This is a genomic window from Agrobacterium sp. 5Ca50, assembly GCF_055381905.1.
Map to the genome: position 1 here is coordinate 719,897 of NZ_AP026438.1, position 25,238 is coordinate 745,134.

The following is a 25,238-nucleotide window of genomic DNA, read 5'->3' on the forward strand; positions in this document are numbered from 1 at the left end:
CTACCGTGTTTTGTATTTGGAAGTTTGTGGAATGGCATCACCTCTGATCATAGCGACGCTTGCAGCCGGACTATCCGGCTTCATAGCGCCGGAGGCTGATATGCAGGACCGGGTGATATTGGCCGCTGTAGATTGCAGTGCTGCCGTCTCCCGTGTCATCCGCGAAACCGGCGGCCAGCTTCTTTCCGCCCAGCCGTCGGGGGACGGCCAGAGTTGCGTTGTGACTGTGCTGGTGCAGGGCGGCGGCGAGCGACCAAGAAAAGTCACGATGAGAGTTCCCATGTAACTGGAGTTGCTGGCGGCGGGGGTATATCCTCTCCAGCAAACGGCAGTGGGTGAATTAGAGGGTTAAGGGCGGACATGCGCATTCTTGTGGTCGAGGACGACACAAATCTCAACCGACAGCTGACAGACGCGTTGAAGGAAGCAGGATACGTGGTCGACCAAGCCTTTGATGGCGAGGAAGGACACTACCTCGGCGATACCGAGCCCTATGATGCTGTCGTGCTGGATATCGGCCTGCCGCAGATGGATGGCATTACCGTTGTTGAAAAATGGCGTGGCAGTGGCAAGGGCATGCCGGTGCTGATGCTGACGGCGCGTGATCGCTGGAGCGACAAGGTGGCCGGTATTGATGCCGGTGCCGACGACTATGTCACCAAACCATTCCATGTCGAGGAAGTTCTTGCTCGTGTGCGCGCACTTATTCGCCGCGCCGCTGGCCATGCCTCTTCTGAAATCATCTGTGGTCCGGTTCGCCTCGATACCAAGACCTCCAAGGCGACGGTTAACGGCATCACGCTCAAGCTGACCTCACACGAATTCCGCTTGCTGTCATACCTCATGCATCACATGGGTGAGGTCGTGTCCCGCACCGAACTGGTCGAACATATGTATGATCAGGATTTCGACCGTGACTCCAACACGATCGAAGTGTTTGTCGGTCGCTTGCGAAAGAAGATCGGCATCGATCTTATCGAGACCATTCGCGGTCTGGGTTACCGCATGCAAGCGCCTGAAAATGCAAAATAGCTCGCTAACTGCCCGCGTTCTGCTGCTAGCCTCTTTATGGTCAGCACTGGCGCTGGTGGTGATTGCTGTGACAATTTCCACATTGTACCGGCAGGGTGCTGAGCGCAGCTTCAGCGACCTTCTGCGCGCCCAGCTTTACAACGTCATCAACTCGGTCTCGATCAGCAATGAAAATACGCTGACCGGCAGCCCGCAGTTGGGCGACCTGCGCTTTGCCCAGCCTGATACCGGTTGGTACTGGGTGGTGGAACCGCTTGGAAACTTTACCGCCGCTCCCTTGGTGTCGTCATCGCTCGGCGTGGCAAGCCTGCCTGTTCCCGGCATTCTCGACGCTCCGTTCGACAGCCGTTATGAGCGGTTTTATCCCGTGGTCGATGAGGCCGGAAACCGTGTACTGGTTGCGGAAACGGAAGTGGTGTTGGATGGCGAGGGACGTGCTGCGCGGTTTCGCGTGACCGGCAATCTTGATGTCGTCGAAGATGATATCGCCAGCTTCTCCAACAGTCTTTACATCGCATTGGCCATTTTTGGTGTCGGTAGTCTTGCAGTGAATGGCTTTGCCATTCTGTTCGGTCTTCGTCCGCTCGACCGGGCGAAGGTCGCGCTTGGAAAAGTGCGCAGTGGTGATGCCGAACGTCTGGAAGGAACCTTCCCGCGTGAAATTCAACCGCTCGCCACGGAAATCAATGCGCTGATCGATAGCAACCGCAGACTTGTCGAGCGTGCGCGTATGCAGGTGGGCAATCTGGCCCATTCGCTGAAAACCCCGATTGCCGTTCTGTTGAATGAAGCGCGGCTGCTCGATCATCAGCAGGGCGAACTTGTTCGCACGCAGGCCGAGGCCATGCAGGCGCAGGTTCAATCTTATCTCAGCCGGGCGCGTATCGCTGCGCAGCGGGGGTCCATTCTGGCGCGTGTCGAGGCAGAGCCTGCACTGGAGCGGCTGGTGCGTGTCATGCGCCGCCTTAACAGCGACAAGAATTTTACACTGCAAGTCGCGCCATCCGGTCTGGTTCTGGCCATGGAGCAGCAGGATCTCGAAGAGGTGGTTGGCAACCTGCTGGAAAATGCGGCACGGTTTGCCGCCTCTAACGTCAATCTGACGCTGGAAGTTTCCACGCAGGCCCCGTCAGATCCCGAAGATGCCCGCCGAACGTGGGTGAACCTTGTTGTTGAGGATGATGGCCCGGGTCTGGAGCCTGAGCAGATCAGTGAAGCGCTGAAACGTGGCAAACGTCTGGATGAAAGCAAGCCCGGAACGGGGCTTGGCCTGTCCATCGTCAGCGAGGTTGCCTCGGAATATCATGGCACATTCAAGCTGTCGCGCAGCGCACTCGGCGGCCTCAAGGCTGAGCTGTTGTTGCCGGGCCTTTCGAAAGAACATGGATGACAGTGCAGGCTATTCAAAAAACGACATCGGAAAACCGTGCAGCTTTCGTGGAGCGTGATGGAACGGCTGACGGCAAAGAGTCACTAAAACGCACCATGTCTTTGTTTTTACGTGTATCCCGAAGTAAAACTGCTTCACTCTTTTTCTGGAAGTGTTCTAGAATAGCGACAAGCGTATTCGTGGCCGGTGAAAACAGAAAAACAAGATTTGGTAAGATGATCAATCTCGCAATGCGTTCGGCAGTCGTATCGGCTGTATCCCTGTCTGTTTTGAGTGCCTGCACAACGACCAACCGTGCAGCGGGCACCGGTGGTTTGCTGTCGCGCAGCTCGGCCACCTCGACCCCCTATATCGCCAGTCTGCAGGGCGGCATCATCGCGCGCAGCGGTTTGAAGTTTGAACGCAATGACCTCCAGCGCGCATTGGAAGCCGAATACAAGGCACTTGAGGCAGCCCCCGGCGGCCAGCCCGTGGCCTGGAGCGGCGACGACGGCAAGGGTCAGGTTGTGGCTGCAGCTCCTTATCAGGTCGGCGGACAGAATTGCCGCCAGTATACCCACACCATCACCGCCGAAAGCCGCGAGACGAAAGTGCGCGGAACAGCGTGCCGAAATGCGGACGGATCCTGGACGCCTTTGACATAAGTCATGGCAAGAGGGTGTTATTAGCCCCATGAAAGATGCGCAAGGTTGCGGCACATTGCCTCAAATTTGCGTTATCGCGGGCCTGCTTGTTTCAAAAGGGACCGCCTTCGAGTAATGGGCATTATGTTCTGGATTATCGTCGCCATACTGACGGCAGCCGTGGCTGTTGTCCTCATGTACCCCCTGATGCGCAAGGCCGAAGTGCTGGAGGCAACAGAGAGCGGTGAAGTTGCCGTTTACAAAGACCAGATCGCGGAACTTGAACGCGAACGTAAAGGCGGCCTGATAAGCGATTCCGAAGCGGAATATGCGCGTGCGGAAATCGGCCGGCGGCTTCTGGCTGCTGATGCAAAAAGTTCCACGGAAGCGAACAAGCCTGCCCGCGTGCAAAGCAGCCACAAGTTTGCGTCTGCATTTGTCACTGTGCTGCTGCCTGCCTTTGGTCTCTGTCTTTACTTGCTGACCGGCAGTCCGGAAAAACCGGACATGCCGCTAGAGGCACGTCTTGCCAACCCAGGCAATAACATGTCGCTGCTGATCGCCAAGGCCGAACGTCATCTGGCGGAAAACCCTGAGGATGGCGCAGGTTGGGACATTCTGGCACCGATCTACTTCCGCACCATGCGTTTGGGTGATGCCGAGCTTGCCTACCGCAACGCCATCCGTATCCAGGGGCCAAGCTCAGACCGCCTGATTGGTCTTGGAGAAACGCTGGTGGCGGCAAATGACGGTATCGTCACCGAAGATGCACGCTCGGCCTTTGTAGAAGGCCTTCGCCTTGAGGCCACCAATCCGCGCGCCCGTTTTTATGTTGGCCTTGCCTATGAGCAGGCGGGCAGAAAACAGGAGGCACTCTCTGCCTTTGAGGGACTGGTGAAGGATTCCAAATCGGATTCGCCGTGGCTACCACTGGTCAATGAGCATATCGCAGCATTGAAACAGGACAACGGACCGACTGTCGACAGGGCGCAAACCCAGACACAAGGTCAGGCACAACCACAGGGCAGTGAGCAGCTTGGCAATCCGAGCGCTGAAGATATCGCCAATGCGCAAAGCATGAATACCGAAGACCGTCAGGCGATGATCCTCGGCATGGTCGAAAGCCTTGATGCACGACTGCACGAAAATCCTGACAACTTTGAGGGCTGGATGCGTCTGGTCCGTTCCTATGCCATGCTCAAGAACGAGACCAAGGCACAGGAAGCTCTGAAAACCGGCCTGAAATCATTCCCCGCACAGGGCGAACAGGGAAAACAGCTGGTTGCTTTGGCAAAAGAGCTGGGACTGTCGCTTGAAGGAGTTTCGCAATGACACGCAAGCAGAAACGCCTGACGATCATTGGCGGTGGCGTCAGTTTTATCATTGCCGCAGTTCTGCTGGTCATGTTCGCCTTCGGGCAGGCCGTTGCCTATTTTTACATGCCGTCTGATCTGGCCAAGACCACCGTTGAACCTGGCACCCGCATTCGCCTCGGTGGGCTGGTGGGTGAAAACTCCGTCAAGCGCGGCGAGGGCACGACGATCAGCTTCAATGTCACCGATGGCTCGGCAACCGTTCCGGTAACCTACACCGGTATTCTGCCGGATCTTTTCCGTGAGGGACAAGGCGTCGTCACCGAAGGCTCATTTGACGCGGCAAGCCACATGTTCGTGGCCGATAGTGTTTTGGCCAAACATGATGAAAATTACATGCCCAAGGAAGTTGCCGACGGTCTGAAAAAACAGGGTCTGTGGCAGCATGGCGAGGAAGAAGCCGCAAGTGGAGCAAAGCAATGATTACCGAGGTCGGCCACTATTCGCTGGTGCTAGCATTGGCTGTTGCCTTGATCGTGTCGATCCTGCCGGTGATTGGCGCGCGTCGTAACGACGTGGCACTGATGGATATCGGAAGCCTCGGCTCCATCATGTTGTTCCTGCTGGTCAGCCTTTCCTTTGCAGCGCTCACCAGAGCCTATGCGGTGTCCGACTTCTCGGTCGCCAATGTCTACCAGAATTCGCATTCAATGATGCCAATGCTCTACAAGATCACTGGCGTTTGGGGCAACCATGAAGGCTCCATGATGCTGTGGTTGCTGATTATCTCCTTCTTCAGTGCGCTGGTTGCCATTTACGGCCGTAATCTGCCGGATACGCTCAAGGCCAACGTGCTGGCAGTTCAGGCGTGGATTACTGTCGCTTTCTTGCTGTTCATTCTGCTGACTTCGAACCCGTTCGAACGGCTTGATCCGGCGCCAGCCGAGGGACAGGACCTCAATCCGATCCTGCAGGATTTCGGTCTGGCGATCCATCCGCCGCTTCTCTATCTCGGTTATGTCGGCTTTTCCGTCTGTTTCTCCTTTGCTGTAGCTGCCTTGTTGGACGGTCGCATCGACGCCGCCTGGGCGCGCTGGGTGCGTCCATGGACGCTGGCCGCATGGACCTTTCTGACGGCAGGTATTTCCATGGGCTCTTACTGGGCCTATTACGAGCTCGGATGGGGCGGCTGGTGGTTCTGGGACCCGGTTGAAAACGCGTCCTTCATGCCATGGCTTGCGGGTACGGCACTGCTGCATTCTGCAATCGTCATGGAGAAACGCGAAGCGTTGAAAATCTGGACGGTGCTCCTTGCCATCATGACCTTCTCGCTGTCGCTGCTGGGGACCTTCCTGGTGCGTTCCGGCGTGTTGACCTCGGTCCACGCCTTCGCGACCGATCCAAGCCGCGGTATCTTCATCTTGGGCATTCTGACCGTGTTTATCGGTGGTGCGTTTGCGCTGTTTGCCTGGCGGGCACCGATGTTGAAGGCGGGTGGCATGTTCGCGCCGATTTCGCGCGAAGGTGCGCTTGTCCTCAACAACCTTGTCCTGACGGTTGCCACCGCAACGGTTTTGACCGGCACGCTTTATCCGCTGGTTCTGGAAACCTTGACCGGCGAAAAGATTTCGGTCGGTGCTCCATTCTTCAATCTGACCTTCGGCCTTCTGATGGTGCCGATCCTCATCATCACACCATTCGGGCCGTTGCTGGCCTGGAAACGTGGTGATGCGCTGGGTGCCCTGCAGCGGCTCTATGTTGCGGCCTCACTTGCTTTCTTGGCCGGTCTTGTTCTGTGGTACGTGGAAAATGGCGGCCCGGTCATGGCGGCGCTGGGCATTGCCGCCGGTTTCTTCCTGATCATCGGTGCCTTTACCGACCTCTGGTACCGCGCCAACTTTGGCAAGCTGGCCTTCGGCATTGCTTTCCGCCGTCTGAAAGGTTTGCCACGCTCCGCATTCGGTACGGCTCTTGCCCATATGGGCCTTGGCATCACGGTTCTCGGCATCGTCATCGTGACCACCTACGAAACTGAACATGTTCTGGAAATGAAACCGGGCATGGTCACCGAAGCGGGTGGGTACACGCTGGTATTTGATGGCATGCGCAGTGCTGCGGGCCCGAACTTTACCGAAGATCGTGGCCACTTCAACATTTTGAAGGGCGGTGTGATGGTTGCTGACGTTTGGTCGTCCAAGCGGCTTTACACCGCACGACGTATGCCAACCACTGAAGCGGGCATTCTGACCTTCGGCCTCAGCCAGCTTTACGTCTCGCTTGGTGATCTCACCGAAAATGGTGGCATTGTCGTGCGTGTCTGGTGGAAACCATTCATTCTGTGCATCTGGGGCGGCACGCTGTTCATGATGGCCGGCGGCTTCATGTCTCTGAGTGACCGCAGGCTGCGGGTGGGGGCGCCTACGCGCAAGGTCAAACCGGTCAAGACACCAGCACTGGAGGCGGCTGAATGATCCGCAGTCTTGTCGTCGCCGTGCTTCTGCTGTTTTCGACAGTCCCTGCCATGGCGGTTCTGCCGGATGAGATCTTGAGCGATCCTGTTCTGGAAGAGCGCGCAAGAAATCTCTCGGCGCAACTGCGCTGTATGGTGTGCCAGAATCAGTCCATCGATGATTCCAACGCAGAACTGGCCCGCGATCTGCGCGTGCTGGTGCGGGAACGTCTGGTCAGCGGCGACACCGATCAGGACGTGATCGCTTATGTTGTGTCCCGTTACGGCGAATTCGTGCTTCTCAAGCCGCGTTTCAGCGCTCGTACCGTGTTGTTGTGGGGCGCACCTATCCTGTTGACGCTGGCTGGCGTCACATCGCTGCTGGTTTTTGCCAGACGGCGTAACACATTGCCCACACAGCATAAATTGTCCTCTGACGAGGAAGCGAAAATACGCTCACTTTTGGAAAAGCAAGACTGACCCTTTTCCCGAAAGACTGGCCAGCACCAACATTACCGATTTTTCATGCAGCAGACACCTGATTGTAAGGTGAGAGCTCCTATATCTTCATCATCCACCGCTTCCCGCTAACGGGCTCCAGTTTGAATGATGAAAGAAGGTACCTCCATGCTGAAGAATTTAACCGGACGCATTTCCGTAAACACCGCGCTCAAGACATCAACTGTTGCGGGTCTGGCTGCCGTCATGCTGGCCACCGGTCTCCCACTCCATGTTGGTCAGTCCTTGGCTGCCCCTGTCGAGGTTAACGCGCCGCAGGTTGCAAGCTTTGCAAACGTAGTTGATGCCGTTTCCCCGGCCGTTGTTTCGGTGCGTGTACAGACCAATGTCCAGCCAGCCTCTGACGACAACAGCAACTTTTCCTTCAATTTTGGCGGTCGTGGTCTCGACCAGCTTCCTGACGACCATCCGTTGAAGCGTTTCTTCCGTGAATTCGGCGGCCCTACACCCGGTGACCGCGATCATGCAGACCGCGCACCGAACCGCCGTGGACCTGGCAAGGGCGCACTTCGCCCAACCTCGCAAGGTTCCGGCTTCTTCATCTCTGAGGATGGTTACATCGTCACCAATAACCACGTTGTCGATGATGGCGCTGCCTTCACCGTCGTAATGAATGATGGCACCGAATATGATGCCAAGCTGGTCGGTAAGGACAGCCGGACCGATCTGGCCGTGCTGAAGGTCGATGTGAACCGCAAGTTCACCTACGTTCAGTTTGCCGATGACAGCAAGGTGCGCGTTGGTGACTGGGTTGTCGCCGTTGGTAACCCGTTCGGCCTCGGCGGTACGGTTACCTCGGGCATCATCTCCGCCCGCGGCCGTGACATCGGTTCTGGCCCATACGACGACTACCTGCAAATCGACGCTGCGGTTAACCGCGGTAACTCCGGTGGTCCTGCCTTCAACCTCAATGGTCAAGTTGTCGGTATCAACACCGCGATCTTTTCGCCATCCGGCGGTAACGTCGGTATTGCCTTCGCTATTCCGGCAGCCGTCGCCAAAGACGTCGTTGCTGACCTGATGAAGGACGGCAAGGTAGAGCGCGGTTGGCTCGGCGTTCAGATCCAGCCGGTCAGCAAAGACATTGCGGAATCGCTTGGTCTGTCCGAAGCAAGTGGTGCTCTCGTCGTTGCACCACAGGCCGGCTCGCCTGGCGACAAGGCTGGCATCAAGCAGGGTGACATCATCACTGCCGTCAATGGTGACACCATCAAGGACGCCCGCGATCTGTCTCGCAAGATTGGTGCATTGGCGCCAAACACCAAGGTTGAAATCTCCCTGTGGCGCGACGGCAAGTCTCAGCCCGTCACCGTAACACTGGGTGACCTTTCCAGCGATGAGGCTTCCCCGACAACGCCAAGCACCTCGCAGGGCAATGAACAGCAGCCATCCAGCGAAAAGGCGCTTGCAAGCCTTGGTGTAACGGTCGCTCCGGCTGAAGATGGCAAGGGACTGAGCATCACGGACGTTGATCCGGATTCCGATGCCGCAACCCGTGGCCTCAAGACCGGTGAAACGATCACCTCCGTCAACAACCAGCAGGTCAGCTCTGCGGCTGATGTGGAAAAAATCCTTGAACAGGCCAAAAAAGACGGCCGCTCCAAGGCTCTGTTCCAGATCCAGACCGAAAACGGCAGTCGCTTCGTCGCTCTCGATATCGATGCTGGCTAAGCCCGTTTGAACGTGTGCCGGGGCGTTCGTGCCCCGGCATTTCCTTTTCAGGAGGTTTCTTATGGATATCAAGCTTCGGGATGCCACTGCCTCAACTGTTTCCAGTTGTGCGGAAAAGGCGGACGGCGCTAATGTGCCGCACATGAAGATTCTTGTTATTGAAGACGACCTTGAAGCTGCGGCCTACATGACTAAGGCATTCCGCGAAGCCGGGATCGTGGCCGACCATGCCAGTGATGGCGAAAGCGGCCTGTTCATGGGCTGCGAGAATACCTATGACGTTATGGTCATTGACCGTATGTTGCCGCGCCGTGATGGCCTGTCGGTCATCAGCGAGCTGCGCCGTCGGGGCATTGAAACACCGGTTCTTATTCTTTCGGCTCTCGGCCAGGTCGATGACCGTGTCACGGGCCTGCGTGCCGGCGGTGACGACTACCTGCCGAAGCCTTATGCATTCAGCGAATTATTGGCTCGTATCGAAGTGCTTGGGCGCCGCAAGGGCAAGCCTGAACAGGATATGGTCTATCGTGTCGGTGATCTGGAACTGGATCGCCTGTCCCATGACGTACGCCGCAACGGCAAGGAAATCCTGTTGCAGCCCCGTGAATTCCGGCTGCTTGAATATCTGATGAAGAATGCCGGTCAGGTCGTCACCAGAACCATGCTTCTGGAAAACGTCTGGGACTATCATTTCGACCCGCAGACCAATGTGATCGATGTGCACGTATCCCGCCTGCGCTCCAAGATCGAAAAGGACTTCGAGAAGCCTTTGCTGAAAACCATCCGCGGCGCGGGTTACATGATTAAAGACGAAGGGTAAGCCCGCATTATGGCTGGTTTCTGGCTTCTTCAGAGATCGACGGCGGTTCGTCTTTCTGCGCTTTACATTCTTCTTGTTGCCCTGTGCGCGGCATTTCTTGTTTTCTACGTTACGGCCCTATCCGAACGTCTGCTGAACCAGCAGACGCGCGATTCACTGGTGCAGGAAGTGCTTGAGGTCCAGCGCGCCTATGAGCGCGGTGGCATCAACCCCATGCTGCGCATGCTGGAGCGGCGTGCACGCCAGCCGGGCGCCAACCTCTACGTGATCGCTGGTCCCAATGGCGAAATCCTCGCAGGCAATGTTGCCTCGGTGCAGCCTGGTATCTTCGACAAGGAAGGCTGGACCGGATTTCCGTTCCGCTACCAGCGTTATTCGGAAACTGGCGACAGCGTAAAACATCTGGCCGCTGGCCACGTATTTTTCCTTGATAACAGCATGCGGATCCTGATCGGCCGCGATCTGGGTGAACCCACCAAGCTGCGTCTGCTGGTCCGCAACGCACTGATGGTGGCACTTGCCATCATGGGTATTGGCGCACTGGTCATCTGGTTTGCCATCGGGCGCAATGCGTTGAAGCGCATCGACCGTATGTCCGCCGCCAGCAAGAAGATCATGGCGGGTGATCTGTCACAGCGCCTGCCGGAAGGGCGCTCCGGTGATGAATTTGACCGGCTGTCCAGTTCGCTCAACGCCATGCTTGGACGTATTGAAAAGCTCAATGAAGGCCTGCGCCAGGTCTCTGACAACATCGCCCATGACCTGAAGACACCGCTGACGCGCCTGCGCAACAAGGCTGCTGACGCACTCGGTAGCCCGGATGACGATAGTCGTAAGATCGCGCTTGAAGGCATTATCGGTGAGTCCGATCAGCTGATCCGTACCTTCAATGCACTGCTGATGATCTCTCGTGTTGAAGCTGGCTCAATCGCCGCCGAAATGACGGAAGTGGATATTTCCGCCATCGCCGCTGATAGCGCCGAACTCTATGAGCCGGTTGCCGAAGAGGTCGAGCTGACGTTAATTGCGGAAGTAGAGCAGGGCATCTCGCTGAATGGCAATCGCGAACTCATCGGGCAGGCTTTGACCAACCTGATCGACAACGCCATCAAATATTCCTCGGAAAGCGATGGCGAAAAACGCATTCGTGTCAGCTTAGCCAGAAAAGACCAGAAGATTGTCCTCTCCGTCAGCGACGACGGGCCCGGTGTTCCCGCCGACAAGCGTGGTGAGGTGAAAAAGCGCTTCGTCCGTCTGGATGAAAGCCGTTCCAAGCCCGGCACTGGCCTTGGCCTGTCACTGGTGGAAGCGGTGATGGAACTGCATGGCGGCACATTGGAACTGTCTGATACCAATCCTCTCGGTGCGGCATGTCCAGGGCTTACTGTTTCGATGGTCTTTCCCGTTTCAAATCCCTAAACTCCCGCCATTGAACGATACGAAGCCGATTCCATTTGCGTGGATTCCGCGGCAGAAAAGTATCGACAAGGGAGAGAGTCATTGCTGCAGGACAAGACAACGCAGAACCGGCTGGATGCTGTCGCGGCGGATATCATCCGTCCCTACACGCAGACGGAGCTGAAATCCGTTTTTTCCATTTTAAAGGACATCGCCAAAAACGAACCGGCCGTTGCCAGCCTTCTGGCGACTGAGATGCCTTTAAAAGACTTTATTGCCAATGCCTTCACGCTCTCGCCCTACCTGCGCGATATGGCGACCATGGATGACGGATTGCTGACTTTGGCAATCAGTGAGCCGGTGGACGCCACGCTACAAAAGCTTGTCGATGATGCACGCAATTGCTGGCGTGCCGATGCAGAAGGTGCTTTCCCGAGTGAAAGCGATGTGATGACACGGCTGCGCATTGCCAAACGTCGATTGTCCTTTATCGTTGCCCTTGCCGATCTCGCCCGTATTTATACCGCCCGTGACACGGTGCGCTGGTTAAGCGACATGGCAGATGCGGCCCTATCTGCCGCGATCGACTTTCTGCTGCTGTCGGCCCATCAGGCGGGCAAGTTGCAACTCAGCAATCCCGATGCGCCGTCGGAAAAATCCGGCCTTGTCGTGCTTGGCATGGGTAAACTCGGTGCGCGAGAGCTTAACTACTCCTCCGATATCGATGCGGTGATCTTCTTTGAACCATCGGCCGGTATCGTGGCGGATCCGCTTGAGGCAACCGAGACCTTCGGGCGTCTGATGCGCCGCCTTATCCGCATCATGCAGGAACGTACCGGTGACGGTTATGTCTTCCGCACAGACCTGCGTCTGCGTCCTGATCCAGGCTCAACGCCGCTTGCCATTCCGGTTGAGGCAGCGCTTCTTTATTACGAGGGCAGGGGACAGAACTGGGAACGTGCCGCCTATATCAAGGCACGGCCGGTGGCCGGCGACATCAAGGCAGGAGAGAATTTCCTGCGTGAACTGACACCCTTCGTGTTCCGTAAATATCTCGATTACGCAGCGATCGCCGACATTCACTCCATCAAGCGGCAGATCCATGCTCATAAGGGTCACGGTGCCATCGCCGTCAAAGGCCATAATGTCAAACTTGGTCGCGGTGGTATTCGCGAGATCGAGTTTTTTGCCCAGACCCAGCAATTGATCGCCGGCGGCCGCATGCCGGCCCTTCGCGTTCGTGCCACCGAACCGGCGTTGAATGAGCTGACCACGGCGAAATGGATCGATGCTGATACCCGCGACGAGCTGATCGATGCCTACTGGTTTCTGAGAGAAATCGAACACCGCATCCAGATGGTCCGCGATGAGCAGCTTCATACACTGCCGGACAGCGAGGCTGAACTGAAGCGCATTGCCTTCATGTTTGGTTTTGCCGACACCAAGACATTTTCCAGCCGATTGGAAGAGGTACTGCGTCGGGTCGAAAAACAGTATTCCGAACTGTTCGAGCAGGAGACTCGTCTTTCCATCGGTTCGGGCAATCTTGTGTTCACCGGCCAAAAGGACGACCCAGACACATTGCAGACCCTCAGCAAACTGGGCTTTGAACGGCCACAGGACATTTCGCGTGTCATCCGCACATGGCACAATGGCCGCTATCGCTCCACGCAGTCGGTTGAGGCACGCGAGCGATTGACAGAACTGACACCGCAATTGCTGAAAGCCTTTGGCGAAAGCAAACGCGCCGATGAGGCTTTGCTGCGGTTTGACAACTTCCTGTCCGGCCTGCCAGCCGGCATCCAGCTGTTTTCGCTGCTCGGTAACAATCCCGCCCTGTTGTCACTGTTGGTCACTATCATGTCGTCCGCGCCGCGACTGGCAGATATCATTGCCTCGCGTCCGCATGTGTTTGATGGCATGCTCGATCCCGGCCTGATGAACGATATTCCGACACGTGAATATCTGGCAGGCCGTATGGCTGGCTTCCTGGCGCCTGCCCAGCATTATGAGGACATTCTTGACCGGTTGCGTATCTTTGCCGCCGAGCAGCGTTTCCTGATCGGTGTGCGGCTTCTGACAGGTGCGATCCGTGGAGAGATGGCGGCACGCGCCTTTACTCACCTTGCGGACCTCGTGATTGAATCAGCCCTCAATGCTGTTCTGGAGCAAATAGAGCAGGCGTATGGCCGTTTCCCCGGTGGTCGCGTGGCTGTGCTCGGTATGGGTAAACTCGGTAGCTTCGAGCTGACTGCGGGCTCCGATGTCGACCTGATCTTGCTCTACGACTACGATGACAGTGCAACCGCATCCGACGGCGAAAAACCGCTGGATTCTGTGCGTTATTTCACCCGCATCACCCAGCGGCTTATCGCTGCGCTGTCTGCCCCGACGGCAGAGGGTGTTCTCTATGAAGTCGACATGCGCCTGCGCCCGTCCGGCAACAAGGGGCCGGTGGCAACGCGTCTTTCTGCTTTCGAAAAGTACCAGCGCGAGGAAGCCTGGACCTGGGAACACATGGCACTGTCACGCGCCCGTCCTCTCTGTGGTGACCCCAGCCTGAGACTGGATGCAGCCACCATCATCCGTTCGATTCTGTCGCAGAAGCGCGAAGTCAGCAAAATTGCCGCCGATGTAAAGGAAATGCGCACACTGATCGAACAGGAGAAGCCACCGGCTGACATCTGGGACCTCAAGCTTATCCCCGGTGGTCAGATCGATCTGGAGTTCATGGCGCAATTCCTTCTGCTCGTCACCGTCACCAAGGGGCAGGAACTGCCGCTGCTTGGCCAAAGCACCTATGACGTGCTGGACGCGCAGGCAGTTGGGGCGATGGAGCCGTCAGCCTTTGACGACTGCCTGAAAGCCATGCGGCTTTGGACGGCATTGTCGCAGATCATCCGCCTGTGCATCGATAGCCGTTTTGAACCGAAGGAGGCCCCGGCGGGGCTGATTGATCTGGTCTGCCGTGCAGGCGAATGCCCAGACATTGCAACGCTCGAAGGTGAAGTAAAACGCCTATCTAAAGCCGTTCGGAAAACCTTCAATGCGCTGGTCAAGAACGGCGGATGACAGGCTGCATCGGGATCAATGCAGCCTGCATCCACGTGGCTGAACGTGAGGGATAATCAGGGTAACGACAGTGCCCTTGCCCTCACAGGAGCGGATCTTCATCGTGCCGCCATGCAGGTGGACAAGCGAGCGCGAGATTGCCAGACCGAGACCTGAGCCACCCTTGCTTTTGGCGTATTGGCTTTGCACTTGTTCAAACGGCTGGCCGATCTTGTGCAACGACTTGGTGGGGATGCCAATGCCCGTATCGGCAATCGTCAGCATCAGGGCGCCTTGATGGATGTGGGTGCGTAGGGCAATCCGGCCACCTTCTTCCGTAAACTTCACCGCATTCGAGAGAAGATTGAGGAAAATCTGCTTCATGGCGCGGCGATCACCCGTCATTGTCAGGCCGGTGCAGATGCGCTGTTCAATTGAGATGCTCTTCTGTTCGGCCTGAATGGAGGTCAGGCGCAGGGCTTCATCAATCAGTGGCGCAAGATCGATATTTTCCGGGTTGATACGCATATGCCCGGCTTCGATCTTCGACATGTCGAGAATGTCGTTGATGACATTCAGTAGATGTTTGCCGCTGTCGTAAATGTCATGAGAGTATTCCTGGTATTTCGGCGATCCGACCGGACCGAACATCTCGTTCACCAGAATTTCCGAGAAGCCGAGAATAGCATTCAATGGCGTGCGCAACTCATGGCTCATATTGGCAAGGAATTCCGACTTGGCCTTGTTGGCAGCTTCGGCGCGGTCTTTTTCCGCCTGGTAGTTGGCGTTTGCCAGAGACAATTCCGACTTCTGTCGTTCAAGCGTGTGGCGTGAGGCTGAGAGGTCGCCAATCGTCGCCATCAACCGCTTTTCAGAATCACGCAACCGTTCCTGATGGCGCTTGAGAAGGGTAATATCGGTACCAACCGAAACGAGGCCACCGTCACGTGTCCGGCGCTCATTGATCTGCAGCCAGCGCTCATCGGCAAGCTGTACTTCTGTTGTACGGGAAAGACCGGACTGGTCGCCATCGGCGATACGTCGTTCGACAACAGGGCGCGCCGCCGCAGCGTTTACAGCGGAACGTTCGGTGCCGGGAATAAGGACGCTGTCCGGCAGACCATAGGCCTGCTGGAAGTGGGCGTTACACATCACCAGGCGGTCATTTTTATCCCAGAGAACAAAGGCTTCAGAGGTACATTCAATTGCATCTGCAAGGCGCTGGTCAGCTTCCGCATAACGTTGCGCCAGACGATGCTGCTCAGTTACATCCATCACAATGCCGATGACATGGGTACGGCCAGTCACGGTGCGAATGACCTGCGCGCGGGCGCGCATCCAAACATAGTGACCTTTTGCGTGTTTGATCCGGAAAATCTGGTCGATCTGGTTCAGTTCGTGTCCGGCAACAGCACGGGCAAGTGCGTAGAGATTGCCATCCTGAGGGTGCATCATGCGGGCAACGTCGCTGAACGACAGCGGTTTGTTGCGCGGCGGCAGTCCGAGCATCTCATAAAGCGAACTGGACCAGAACATACGACGGTTGGCAAGATCGAAATCCCACAGGCCACAGCGGCCGCGCGACAGCGCCGTATCAACGCGCAGATTGGATTCCAGGAAGATCTCGTCGGCTTCACGCGCCCGTTTGACCTGCATGTAATAGGCATACAGGATCACAATGAGGATCGAGGAAATGCCGGCGAACAACGTGACGTTCATGGCAATTTCCTGCCGCCAGAACGAGCGGATGGACTCCAGTGACTGCGCTGCAATCACCATGCCGCCCTCGGTGCCGATTGGCATCATCGTGGCGTAATGTGGCGTGCCGTCAATATTGGTCTCGATCGTGCCAGGTGCGCCGGCAAAACGGCGCACAATTGCAATTTCCGGCAGGAGATTTGTCAGGCTGGTGCCGATATAGATCGAAGAGGCCACGCTGGAAGTTGCAAAGACTTTGCCTGAGGCATCAGACAGCAAAACGAAGGTATCGCCACCCATGCTGCCTTCGGGAAATGCGGCAGAGAGTTTCTGTTCAGCTTGCAGGCGGTTCTGAAATGAAAGCGGGGCGGCATTTTCAGACAATACGGAGCGGGAGGTTATGGCGATTAGAGCCGTGGACTGCCGGGCGGCATCGTCCATTCGGTTATACTCTGCCATGATGCCAAGCGTGCGTGACGCAGCGACCACAACGAGGAAGGCTGTGATGAGTATGGGAATGAGACGCTTAAGCGTCGTCTCCACCTGCGGCAGCTGACGCGGAGATCCGTGAACCAGCCCTATCAAATTGCTTGATAGCTGCTCGCTCCAGACTGAAAAATCAGAAAATTTGGCATACGGTCGCTCATCGCCCGCAGTCGCCCGCCGCACGTTCGTCATTGTCCCGCCTTGATGTCCCTCGATTACAGCGCCGCGCCATTCATGTCGCAAATCAGGACGCTGTCACAATTTGAAAAGCCGCATAGCCCACTCTCAAGATCTGTTCAGATCCCCAAGACCAATGCGCTGATCCAAAGCACCGCCGCTCGAATCTACCCTAATGAATCAAAGGCTTTGTGTGTTGTCCAGAGGCTTTGGTTAAAAGATTATTAACCCCTTGAACCGACTCAAGGTTTTTTACTCTCGTCTGCGGTCGGTTGCGAAATGCTGTTTTAAAACAAAAAAGGCTGGAGAAGCTCCAGCCTTTTTTGCAAAAGCAACTCTCAATCAGCCTTTGAGAGTCCTCTCAACGATGTCACGCACATCAGTGGAAAGCGCTGGTGCGTGCTCAATTTTCATTAGGGCAGAACGTGCCTTGTCAGCCCGGCCGGCCTCGAGAGACCGCCATGAGCGCATGCATGTCAGAATACGCGCAGCAAGCTGCGGGTTTTTCTTATCGATTTCAATGATCTGCTCGGCAATGAAAGCGTAGGCTTCACCATCCGGGCGATTGAAACCGGTGGCGTTTGCAAAGGCAAAGTTGCCGACAAGCGAGCGAACGCGGTTCGGGTTGCCTGCAATGAAGTGCTTCGACTGCATCAACTTCTTTACGCGGTCCAGCGCGTCGTGGCCGGGAATGGTGGCCTGAATGGCAAACCACTTGTCGATAACAAGTGCGTTGTTGGCAAAGCGTGTTTCAAACGATGCCAGCGCTTCTGCAGTCTCGGTCGCCGCAGGAAAGCGGTGCGCAAGGACGGTCAGGGCATGGGCAAGGTCAGTCATGTTGCTGGCAGTGCGGAAGGCTTCTGCTGCCCGTGCCGGATCTTTTTCGGCGTAAGACAGGTAGAGCAAAGCACTGTTGCGCAGGGCACGGCGTCCGGCACTGGCTGCATCTGGCGTAAATTCGCCTTCGGTGCGCATGTCTTCCGCCAGGCGGACAAAGGTCTCCTGGCCACCCTGCGCGAGGATCGCCAAAACTTCGCCACGTGCTTTGTGAATGGCGTCGGGATCATTGTCCCGGCCAAGTTCACGGGCAATGTCGGATTCACTTGGCAGCGCCAGCGCCTGCGCTCTGAAGGCAGGTTCCAGACTGTCGTCGGATGCAATTTCCAACAGCGCGGTAATCAGGTCCGGTGCAAAGCTGACAGCCTTGCCCTGTTTGACCGATGCCACGGCTTCAATCAGGTTTGGCAGTGCAAGGTCGGTAATCGCCTGCCAGCGCGAGAACAGGTCTGCGTCATTGCGAGCAATATGCACGAGGTCGGCAGGTGTCTGGTCGAAATGCAGGTTGATCGGTGCTGAGAAGCTGCGGTTAAGCGAAACAACCGGGCGAGACGAAATGCCGGAGAATACGAACGTCTGCGAGCGCTCGGTCAGGTGGATCACGCCGTTGGAAAACTCGCCACCCTCGACCTGTGTCGGCTCGGCAATCTGGCCATTGTCCAGCAGCAGCGCGGTGCTGAGCGGAATATGCATCGGCTCTTTGTTCTGCTGACCGGGTGTTGGCGGAGTTGTCTGCTCAAGAGACAGGGTAAAGGTATTCGCTGCCGCGTCGTAAGCAGTGGATACGCTGACAAGCGGCGTGCCGGCCTGACGGTACCACAGCGAAAACTGTGTCAGGTCACGACCGCTGGCATCTTCGAAACATTTCACGAAGTCTTCGACGGTGGCGGCATCGCCGTCATGACGTTCGAAATACAGGTCCATACCCTTCTTGAAACCATCCTGACCAAGCAGGGTGGCAATCATCCGGGTAACTTCGGAGCCCTTTTCATACACCGTCGTCGTGTAGAAATTGTTGATTTCGCGGTATTTCTCTGGACGAACGGCGTGTGCGAGCGGTCCGCCATCTTCCGGAAACTGCTCCGCTTTCAGGTGACGCACTTCTGCAATACGCTTGACGGCGCGCGAGCGCATGTCGGCCGAGAACTCATGATCGCGATAAACGGTCAGGCCTTCTTTCAGGCACAGCTGGAACCAGTCGCGGCAGGTAATACGGTTGCCCGTCCAGTTGTGAAAATATTCGTGGGCGATGATCGCTTCGATATTGGCGTAGTCCGCATCGGTGGCGGTCTCAGGATCGGCCAGAACGTATTTGTCGTTGAATACGTTGAGACCCTTGTTCTCCATCGCGCCCATGTTGAAGTCAGACACGGCGACGATCATAAAAATATCGAGATCGTATTCGCGGCCGAAACGGTCTTCATCCCACTTCATCGAGCGCTTCAGCGCATCCATGGCGTAGGTGGCGCGCGGCTCCTTGCCGTGCTCGACGTAGATCTTCAGGGCAACTTCACGGCCAGACATGGTTGTGAATGTATCTTCCACAACGCCGAGATCGCCTGCGACAAGCGCAAACAGATAGCTTGGCTTCGGGTGGGGGTCGAACCAGGCTGCGAAATGACGGCCTTCGTCGTAATTGCCACCACCGAGAAAGTTGCCGTTCGACAGCAATAGGGGATTGCCCTCTTTTTGCGAGATGATGGTGATCGTGTAAGGTGCCAATACATCCGGACGATCCGGGAAATAGGTGATGCGACGGAAGCCTTCTGCTTCACACTGCGTGCAATAAATGCCGCCAGTGCGGTAAAGGCCCATCAACTGGGTATTGGATGTCGGGTTGATATAGTTGGTGACGCAAATCTCGAACGGTTCGCTTTCCGGCAGATCACGGATTGTCAGGCTTTCCGGAGTTGCGTCATATTGTGCAGCAGGAACATCGATCTGATCCAGAAGCAGACCGGACAGAACAAGCTCGTCACCATCCAGTACCAGCGGCGCTTTTTCATCGACGCCTTCGCGCCGGTGAAAAATCAGACGCGCTTCGACTTTGGTGTTTTCAGGGTCGAGTTCAAAGGTGAGATCCACCCGTTCCAAAACAAAATCTGTTGGGCGGTAATCTGCCAGGTGAACGATCTGGCCCGTGTCTGTTCGCATGACTATTCCTGAATGAACTTATGTCTGCCGCTACCGGACATCATGGAACATGCCGCCCGAATGTAAAATTAATTTTGAGATTCACAATCATGTGAAAGGCGAAAAACATAATGTCCTTCGTAGTAGCTGCCAGACAATCTGTTCACGGAAAACCAGTGAATGTGCCTCGCATTGGCACATATTCACATCAAATGTTGAACGATTACTGAAATTATGTCTTTGCCCGAATAATAATTTGGCAAATCTATATGGAAGAGTAAGTCGAAGCAGACTTGACCTCTCAGGTAGCAAGTTCTTCGCGAAGCTTACTTCATTTTCGCTGTGTTGGCGGAGACAATATCCTGGCCATAGCATCGAACTTATGTCGCGCTGGAAAATGCCTTGAAAGCGACGATCAAAACACGCACCGCAACAGTTGCCGTAAATTTCCAAGCCTATTCATGGTTCGATAACACGTTTTGATGAAAGTGCGATCAAATATGGGTTATAGGTAAAATCCATTTCCGTGCGCCGCCGTCTCTGCTTGCTTCGATAGCGCGTTTTTTCCAGATGTCCTGAGTGCAATTCCGATGAGCGTGGCAGCAATAAATCCAATTCGCGGTATCAGTTTCAAGGTGCTGTCGGTGATGCTGTTTTTGATGATGCAGACCTGCATCAAATCGGCAGGCGCGGATATTCCGGCGGGACAGATTACCTTTTTTCGCTCGGCCTTCGCGCTGGTCCCCATTCTTATCTATCTTGCCTGGCTGAAGGATCTGCCAGGTGCCTTTTATACCCGTCATCCCTTCGGTCATTTCAAACGTGGCGTTCTCGGCATCCTGTCAATGGCCTGTGGTTTTTATGGCCTTGTGCATCTGCCAATGCCGGATGCCATCGCGCTTGGTTATGCCTCCCCGCTGATGGCGGTCATTTTTGCCGCCGTGTTGCTGCGTGAACAGGTGAGGGTCTATCGCTGGACGGCCGTTTTCGTCGGCATGATCGGCGTTATTGTTATTCTGTTTCCCAAGCTGACTTTGCTGCGGGAAGGTGGCTTTGGCAGCAGCGAAGGCATGGGCGCTCTCTCGGTCATGGCGGCGGCAGTGCTGGCAGGCATGGCGATGATCCAGGTGCGTCAGTTGGTCGTCAGTGAAAAGACCGCCACCATCGTTGTCTATTTCTCGATAACCGGAGCTGTGCTGTCGCTGTTCACCCTGCCATTCGGTTGGGTGTCACTCAGCGCCACCGATACGACGCTGCTCATCGCCTGTGGTATATTTGGTGGCGTGGCGCAGTTGTTCCTGACTGAGAGCTACCGCCATGCCGAGGTTTCGACCATTGCGCCGTTTGAATACAGCTCCATCATCATCGGGATCGGGATTTCCTATGTGATGTTCGGTGATATCCCGACATTCACCATGCTGGTGGGAACAGCTATCGTCATCTCGGCCGGTATCTTCATTATTTACCGCGAACATCGTCTCGGCCTGAGCCGCAAGGCAAGCAAGAAAGCCTCAACCCCACAGGGCTGATTTTCTTCACATAAATGCGTGGAGTTGTAACATAACTGTCTATTGCACCTGTTACCCGTTGTCCTGGTTGTTAAAATTTAGTTAAAAGATAATTCTAGGGTAATGCAATTTTGCTAATGCTTGTGTTGCAGGCTGGCAAAAGCGGGAAATGGGGTTGAGCGTGGTGAAGTGCACTCCTGCTTTTGCAGGCGGTGTAGTATCCTGTACGCTCATGATTGCGATGCATGCTTCAATCAGTGATTACGGTGAAACTGCCAGGTTCGTTGATGTCGGGAGGATATCTTGAAAAGATATACGCCCGCTGAACTTGTGGAGCATCCGGCATTCGTTAGCGGCTTGAGTGATCTGGCGCAGGTTTTGCGTACCGTCTTCGCGGAAGGTCCACGGATGGCCAAGATGCTGGCCGCCCACCAACGCTGGTTGTTAAGCCAGGCCGGAATGGCGTTGCATCTGGAAAACGGCGAGGCGGGCCTGACGATTGCCTCCCTGCGCGATCTGATCACGCCCCATGGCATTGCCAGCCGTAACACCGTTCAGAACTTTCTCGAGCAGTTGGAAATCTACCGCTTCATCGAAGTCGTCGGTAAAAATGGCCGCTATTATCCGCGTCGTTACCGCGCGACGGAAACCACCGAAGGCGCGATGTTCCGCTGGTACGCCAGCAATCTGATGGTGGTAGATGGCATGGATGGCGGCATGCGTGCGGCGCGGCTGATCAGCCAACCGCAATTGTTCCGGCTTGCTCATCCACGCGCCATTCGCAGTTGCATCGGATCCAAGGAATGGCGCGAACCGCCCGAAAACGTCGCAATGTTCATGTGGACGGAAGGCGGCGGTCTGGTGGTCGATGATTTTATCGCCCGCATCAAGAATGCCGATATAACCCAGAAACGCATCGATATCGGCTACGTCAACATTCCCGAACTGGCGACCGAGTTCATGATGTCGCGCACCCATTTCCAGCGCATGATGCGCAAGGCCATGGATATGGAGCTGGTCGGCTGGTCAGACGATGCGCCGCGTTCCGGCATGTGGATATCGAAGCAGTTTCTGCATGACTATGCCGGCTGGCAGGCTGTGAAGATCGCCCATGTCAACAATGCATTCGTAACGGTCGTGGAAAGCCACGGTGATGAGATGACTGTGCCGCAAGTAAATCGTGATTGACTGTGCGGTCTTGCTGGCCGTCGACGGTGCCAGTGCGCCAATGGCGCTTTATTCCTCAAAAAAGGTCCATAAAAACCAAAAGAGCGTCTTTCTGTCGAAAAACGCTCACGGTACCGCAATTTTTAAAACATGACGCCTTTAGATCAGCGTGCACGAAAATCCGCAAAAACCTGCGAAGGGCGCGTTACACCATGCTGAACAGCATAGGCACGGGCGGTAATCTGTTCGTTCGTTGCCGAACCGAAACGGTGGTAACCCTGACTGGAGCGGGGACCAACCCCTGCGAGCCTGAGTGTTTCAAAACCGGAGTGAACCGGACGAAAGCGAGTTGTCATAGCCTTGGTTCCTTAAACCTATTTCCTCCCAAGACATGAGGTGCTTATGACAGCGGTCGTCGGATTCGACAATCAGGGTAAATGCGGCGCTGTTATGCGTTAACCGCATGGCTATTTTCATAAAACATTTACAATGGTCAAAAACCAAGCATTTACATTTGAGCGAGGCGAGATTTAAAAGACAATAAATCCTGCCAGGCCAATGCTTTACTGGCTGGAGCGTTGAGCAATTCCTGCGGATGCAGGCTGGCAAGTGCCGGAATAATCACGCCACCAACGGGCACTTCACGCCACTGACCGCGCATTGTGTGGATGGTGCCGGTGCCGCCAAAGAAGAATCGCGCGGTGACGTTGCCTAAAAGCAACAGCAGTTTCGGCTCAAAAAGCGCGATCTGCCGCTCGATGAAGGGGCGGCAAATGTTCATTTCCGGCCCGGAAGGGGCGCGGTTGCCCGGCGGGCGCCATGGCACGGTGTTGGCAAGTGCGATCTGATTGCGGTCGAGATCGATCGCTGCCAGCATACGGTCGAGCAGCATGCCTGCCTTGCCAGAGAAAGGCAGACCATCGCGGTCGTCATCCGCATCCGGCATCGGGCCAATGATCATGACCTTGGAGCCCGGGGTACCCGTTGCAAACACGGTATTGCGCGCCCCGTTTTTAAGATTGCATCCGTTGAAGCTTTCAAGGGCAGTTTTCAACTCTTCCAGGGAACGGGCACTTTCGGCCGCAAATCGGGCCGCAGCCACCGCCTGTTCGTCTGGCACCGCCATATTAGGCATGGGGGGGGCCGCCGCTGCCGGACGTCCACCGGTCGTGGCAGATGGTTTGCCGGCATCGCTCCGTCCTGCCGTTTGGCCGGAGCGTGCGTTGTCCGTCTGCCGTACCTGCTGTTTGGCACGGCTTGCCTCAAACTCCGCAAACCGGTCAATGGCTGTATCCTCCAGCAACCAGTCAACGCCCGCATCTGCGTGAAAATGCAGAAGCGCGGCGAGTTCGGCAGGGGATAGGTCATTTGCGGATATCATGAGGTCAACATAATGATCTGGCGGCGTAGATCAAAGTAAAAAGCGTCTTTGGTTACGCCGTCCAACGCTCAATGTCGCCACTCTCGCCAATCATGGCCAGACCGTGCGCAATCGACAGCAATTCTCCGCCGCTTTCAATCTTATCGGCGTCGAAACGCTGCGTGAAGATTTTACGTACCGCAGGAACGAAGGATGTGCCGCCTGTCAGAAAGACCTTGTCGATGCTGGATGCATCGGTGTTGGTCTTGGTCAGGACTTCGTCGAGCGCATCTTCGATCTTGGCGAGATCGTCGCTGATCCAGGTGTCGAAATCGGCGCGGCGCACGGTCTTGCGGCCGGACTTTCCAAGCGGCGAGAAATTGAACTCCGCCTCTTCATGCTGCGACAGTGCCATCTTGGTGGCCGAAATGGCCTGATAGAGCGGATAACCTTCGTCATGTTCAACCAGATCGATGAACATTTCCAGCTTTTCCGGCTCTAGCGCAGAACGCACCAGTGATTTCAGATCGGTGAATTCTTTTGACGTTTTGAAGATCGACAGCTGGTTCCAGCGGCCGAAATTGACGTAGTAGCCGGCCGGTACATCGAGAACCTTGTCAAAGCTCTTGAACTGGCTGCCTTTGCCGATCTCTGGCGAGACCAGATTGTCAATCATGCGAAAATCGAAATGGTCGCCGGCAACACCGACACCGGAGTGACCGATCGGTTTTGCCGAAAGCTGGCCGCCATTGGTTTCAAAACGAATGAGTGAATAGTCGGTTGTACCGCCGCCGAAGTCGGCGACCAGAACATTCGCATCTTTCTTGAGGCTCTGGGCAAAATAGTAGGCGGCTGCCACCGGCTCGTAAACATAGTGGATGTTTGGGAAACCCATGCGAGTCAAGGCTTCATTATAGCGCTGCAGGGCAAGGTCTTCATTTGGGTTGGAGCCGGCAAACCGCACGGGACGACCAGCTACAACGGTGCCGATATCACCGTTCCAGTTATCGCCTGCATAGGTCTTCAGCTTGCGTAGGAAAACCTCCATCAAATCTTCGAAGGTCTGGCGCTTGGCGTAGATCAACGTGCCCTGGAAAAGCGAGGAGGCGGCAAATGTCTTGATCGACTGCAGGAAACGGCAATCACCGGCGTGATCGATGAATTGGCGAATGGCGGCCTGACCGGCTTCCACGTGCAATGCCGCAGCACCAAGCGACGGATCTTTCATAAAGGAAAGTGCGGTTCGCATGCTGTCTGTGTCACCGGCCATGCTGCTGAATTGCATGGAACGGCTCTGCGTGCCGTTTTCAGAGAGAGCCATGACCGTGTTGGTCGTGCCGAAGTCGAGGCCGAGCGCCCGTGCCATTGCGGTATCCTTTGTCGATAAAATAGCTGGCCGGACTGAACGATGTCAGTCCCGCAAATAAAAAGGCGTCAATTGACACCTGTGATTTTTGAAGAGGGCGGGTGATCGCATAGGAGATTGTGAATGGCAAGCATGGCGCATGCGTTTTCTTAAGTCATGCCGCAATAAAGCCACGGGGGTTGGCGCAATACGAAGATGGGGATGGACATGATTTGATGAAACGCACGGCGCTTGTTGTTT

The 25,238-nt window shown here is 55.8% G+C and carries 19 protein-coding genes; 14 read left to right on the forward strand and 5 right to left on the reverse strand.

Annotated elements, in window-relative coordinates; translation table 11 throughout:
• Positions 1-31: 31 nt before the first annotated feature.
• From ACZ5FM_RS03465 to ACZ5FM_RS03520, 12 genes are all read left to right on the forward strand, one after another.
• Positions 32-286, forward strand: coding sequence for a hypothetical protein (locus tag ACZ5FM_RS03465; RefSeq protein ID WP_192487330.1), 255 nt, complete (start codon positions 32-34; stop codon positions 284-286).
• A 74-nt stretch (positions 287-360) separates the two neighbouring features.
• Entirely contained in the window at positions 361-1,032 is a 672-nt protein-coding gene (locus ACZ5FM_RS03470) for a response regulator transcription factor (RefSeq protein ID WP_192487331.1), read from the forward strand.
• Positions 1,022-2,422, forward strand: coding sequence for an ATP-binding protein (locus ACZ5FM_RS03475; RefSeq protein ID WP_250983033.1), 1,401 nt, complete (start codon positions 1,022-1,024; stop codon positions 2,420-2,422). The genes ACZ5FM_RS03470 and ACZ5FM_RS03475 overlap by 11 nt, the downstream gene beginning before the upstream one ends.
• A 215-nt stretch (positions 2,423-2,637) precedes the next feature.
• Positions 2,638-3,066, forward strand: coding sequence for a hypothetical protein (locus ACZ5FM_RS03480; RefSeq protein ID WP_464039728.1), 429 nt, complete (start codon positions 2,638-2,640; stop codon positions 3,064-3,066).
• Between the two features lie 123 nt (positions 3,067-3,189).
• Positions 3,190-4,377, forward strand: a complete 1,188-nt coding sequence (ccmI, locus tag ACZ5FM_RS03485) for a c-type cytochrome biogenesis protein CcmI (RefSeq protein ID WP_464039729.1) — start codon at positions 3,190-3,192, stop codon at positions 4,375-4,377.
• On the forward strand, positions 4,374-4,841 hold the full coding sequence (ccmE, locus tag ACZ5FM_RS03490) for a cytochrome c maturation protein CcmE (protein ID WP_192487334.1): 468 nt from the start codon (positions 4,374-4,376) through the stop codon (positions 4,839-4,841). The genes ccmI and ccmE overlap by 4 nt, the downstream gene beginning before the upstream one ends.
• Positions 4,838-6,829, forward strand: coding sequence for a heme lyase CcmF/NrfE family subunit (locus tag ACZ5FM_RS03495; RefSeq protein ID WP_464039730.1), 1,992 nt, complete (start codon positions 4,838-4,840; stop codon positions 6,827-6,829). Before ccmE ends, ACZ5FM_RS03495 begins: the two co-directional genes overlap by 4 nt.
• Positions 6,826-7,287 carry a cytochrome c-type biogenesis protein gene (locus tag ACZ5FM_RS03500; protein WP_464039731.1) on the forward strand — a complete coding sequence of 154 codons (462 nt, stop codon included), beginning with the start codon at positions 6,826-6,828 and terminating at the stop codon, positions 7,285-7,287. The genes ACZ5FM_RS03495 and ACZ5FM_RS03500 overlap by 4 nt, the downstream gene beginning before the upstream one ends.
• A gap of 147 nt (positions 7,288-7,434) precedes the next feature.
• Positions 7,435-8,997, forward strand: a complete 1,563-nt coding sequence (locus ACZ5FM_RS03505; protein ID WP_192487337.1) for a Do family serine endopeptidase — start codon at positions 7,435-7,437, stop codon at positions 8,995-8,997.
• Positions 8,998-9,058: 61 nt separating this feature from the next.
• Complete coding sequence (locus ACZ5FM_RS03510; protein ID WP_464039732.1) at positions 9,059-9,817, forward strand: response regulator transcription factor; 759 nt, start codon at positions 9,059-9,061, stop codon at positions 9,815-9,817.
• Between the two features lie 9 nt (positions 9,818-9,826).
• Positions 9,827-11,236 carry a sensor histidine kinase gene (locus ACZ5FM_RS03515; RefSeq protein ID WP_464039733.1) on the forward strand — a complete coding sequence of 470 codons (1,410 nt, stop codon included), beginning with the start codon at positions 9,827-9,829 and terminating at the stop codon, positions 11,234-11,236.
• An 81-nt stretch (positions 11,237-11,317) separates the two neighbouring features.
• Positions 11,318-14,287, forward strand: a complete 2,970-nt coding sequence (locus ACZ5FM_RS03520; RefSeq protein WP_464039734.1) for a bifunctional [glutamine synthetase] adenylyltransferase/[glutamine synthetase]-adenylyl-L-tyrosine phosphorylase — start codon at positions 11,318-11,320, stop codon at positions 14,285-14,287.
• A gap of 15 nt (positions 14,288-14,302) precedes the next feature.
• On the opposite strand, the gene ACZ5FM_RS03525 is transcribed toward ACZ5FM_RS03520, so the two are convergent.
• Together ACZ5FM_RS03525 and pepN are read right to left on the reverse strand one after the other, a co-directional pair.
• On the reverse strand, positions 14,303-16,642 hold the full coding sequence (locus tag ACZ5FM_RS03525; protein WP_464039735.1) for a PAS domain-containing sensor histidine kinase: 2,340 nt from the start codon (positions 16,640-16,642) through the stop codon (positions 14,303-14,305).
• A 327-nt stretch (positions 16,643-16,969) separates the two neighbouring features.
• Positions 16,970-19,618, reverse strand: a complete 2,649-nt coding sequence (pepN, locus tag ACZ5FM_RS03530; RefSeq protein WP_464039736.1) for an aminopeptidase N — start codon at positions 19,616-19,618, stop codon at positions 16,970-16,972.
• 569 nt (positions 19,619-20,187) lie between these two features.
• Between pepN and ACZ5FM_RS03535 the strand changes: the two genes are divergently transcribed.
• Both ACZ5FM_RS03535 and ACZ5FM_RS03540 read left to right on the forward strand, forming a co-directional pair.
• Positions 20,188-21,126: a DMT family transporter gene (locus ACZ5FM_RS03535; RefSeq protein WP_250983025.1), complete on the forward strand. Its 939-nt coding sequence runs from the start codon at positions 20,188-20,190 to the stop codon at positions 21,124-21,126.
• 282 nt (positions 21,127-21,408) lie between these two features.
• Positions 21,409-22,293 carry a hypothetical protein gene (locus ACZ5FM_RS03540; RefSeq protein ID WP_464039737.1) on the forward strand — a complete coding sequence of 295 codons (885 nt, stop codon included), beginning with the start codon at positions 21,409-21,411 and terminating at the stop codon, positions 22,291-22,293.
• Between the two features lie 143 nt (positions 22,294-22,436).
• On the opposite strand, the gene ACZ5FM_RS03545 is transcribed toward ACZ5FM_RS03540, so the two are convergent.
• From ACZ5FM_RS03545 to ACZ5FM_RS03555, 3 genes are all read right to left on the reverse strand, one after another.
• A complete protein-coding gene (locus ACZ5FM_RS03545) occupies positions 22,437-22,628 on the reverse strand; it encodes a hypothetical protein (protein ID WP_192487344.1) in 192 nt (63 codons plus the stop codon).
• A 152-nt stretch (positions 22,629-22,780) separates the two neighbouring features.
• Complete coding sequence (locus ACZ5FM_RS03550) at positions 22,781-23,653, reverse strand: uracil-DNA glycosylase (RefSeq protein WP_464039738.1); 873 nt, start codon at positions 23,651-23,653, stop codon at positions 22,781-22,783.
• 52 nt (positions 23,654-23,705) lie between these two features.
• Positions 23,706-24,998 carry an Hsp70 family protein gene (locus ACZ5FM_RS03555; protein ID WP_259145512.1) on the reverse strand — a complete coding sequence of 431 codons (1,293 nt, stop codon included), beginning with the start codon at positions 24,996-24,998 and terminating at the stop codon, positions 23,706-23,708.
• Positions 24,999-25,238: the final 240 nt, after the last annotated feature.

Excerpts from the sequence above, each read along its gene's own strand:
- ACZ5FM_RS03470 (WP_192487331.1), top strand. The coding sequence starts at position 361 with ATGCGCATTCTTGTGGTCGAGGACGACACAAATCTCAACCGACAGCTG.
- ACZ5FM_RS03495 (WP_464039730.1), top strand. The coding sequence starts at position 4,838 with ATGATTACCGAGGTCGGCCACTATTCGCTGGTGCTAGCATTGGCTGTT.
- ACZ5FM_RS03500 (WP_464039731.1), top strand. The coding sequence starts at position 6,826 with ATGATCCGCAGTCTTGTCGTCGCCGTGCTTCTGCTGTTTTCGACAGTC.
- ACZ5FM_RS03515 (WP_464039733.1), top strand. The coding sequence starts at position 9,827 with ATGGCTGGTTTCTGGCTTCTTCAGAGATCGACGGCGGTTCGTCTTTCT.
- ACZ5FM_RS03545 (WP_192487344.1), bottom strand. The coding sequence starts at position 22,628 with ATGACAACTCGCTTTCGTCCGGTTCACTCCGGTTTTGAAACACTCAGG.
- ACZ5FM_RS03510 (WP_464039732.1), top strand. The coding sequence starts at position 9,059 with ATGGATATCAAGCTTCGGGATGCCACTGCCTCAACTGTTTCCAGTTGT.
- ACZ5FM_RS03465 (WP_192487330.1), top strand. The coding sequence starts at position 32 with ATGGCATCACCTCTGATCATAGCGACGCTTGCAGCCGGACTATCCGGC.
- ACZ5FM_RS03505 (WP_192487337.1), top strand. The coding sequence starts at position 7,435 with ATGCTGAAGAATTTAACCGGACGCATTTCCGTAAACACCGCGCTCAAG.
- ACZ5FM_RS03535 (WP_250983025.1), top strand. The coding sequence starts at position 20,188 with ATGAGCGTGGCAGCAATAAATCCAATTCGCGGTATCAGTTTCAAGGTG.
- pepN (WP_464039736.1), bottom strand. The coding sequence starts at position 19,618 with ATGCGAACAGACACGGGCCAGATCGTTCACCTGGCAGATTACCGCCCA.
- ACZ5FM_RS03550 (WP_464039738.1), bottom strand. The coding sequence starts at position 23,653 with ATGATATCCGCAAATGACCTATCCCCTGCCGAACTCGCCGCGCTTCTG.
- ccmE (WP_192487334.1), top strand. The coding sequence starts at position 4,374 with ATGACACGCAAGCAGAAACGCCTGACGATCATTGGCGGTGGCGTCAGT.
- ACZ5FM_RS03475 (WP_250983033.1), top strand. The coding sequence starts at position 1,022 with ATGCAAAATAGCTCGCTAACTGCCCGCGTTCTGCTGCTAGCCTCTTTA.
- ccmI (WP_464039729.1), top strand. The coding sequence starts at position 3,190 with ATGTTCTGGATTATCGTCGCCATACTGACGGCAGCCGTGGCTGTTGTC.
- ACZ5FM_RS03555 (WP_259145512.1), bottom strand. The coding sequence starts at position 24,998 with ATGGCACGGGCGCTCGGCCTCGACTTCGGCACGACCAACACGGTCATG.
- ACZ5FM_RS03525 (WP_464039735.1), bottom strand. The coding sequence starts at position 16,642 with ATGACGAACGTGCGGCGGGCGACTGCGGGCGATGAGCGACCGTATGCC.
- ACZ5FM_RS03480 (WP_464039728.1), top strand. The coding sequence starts at position 2,638 with ATGATCAATCTCGCAATGCGTTCGGCAGTCGTATCGGCTGTATCCCTG.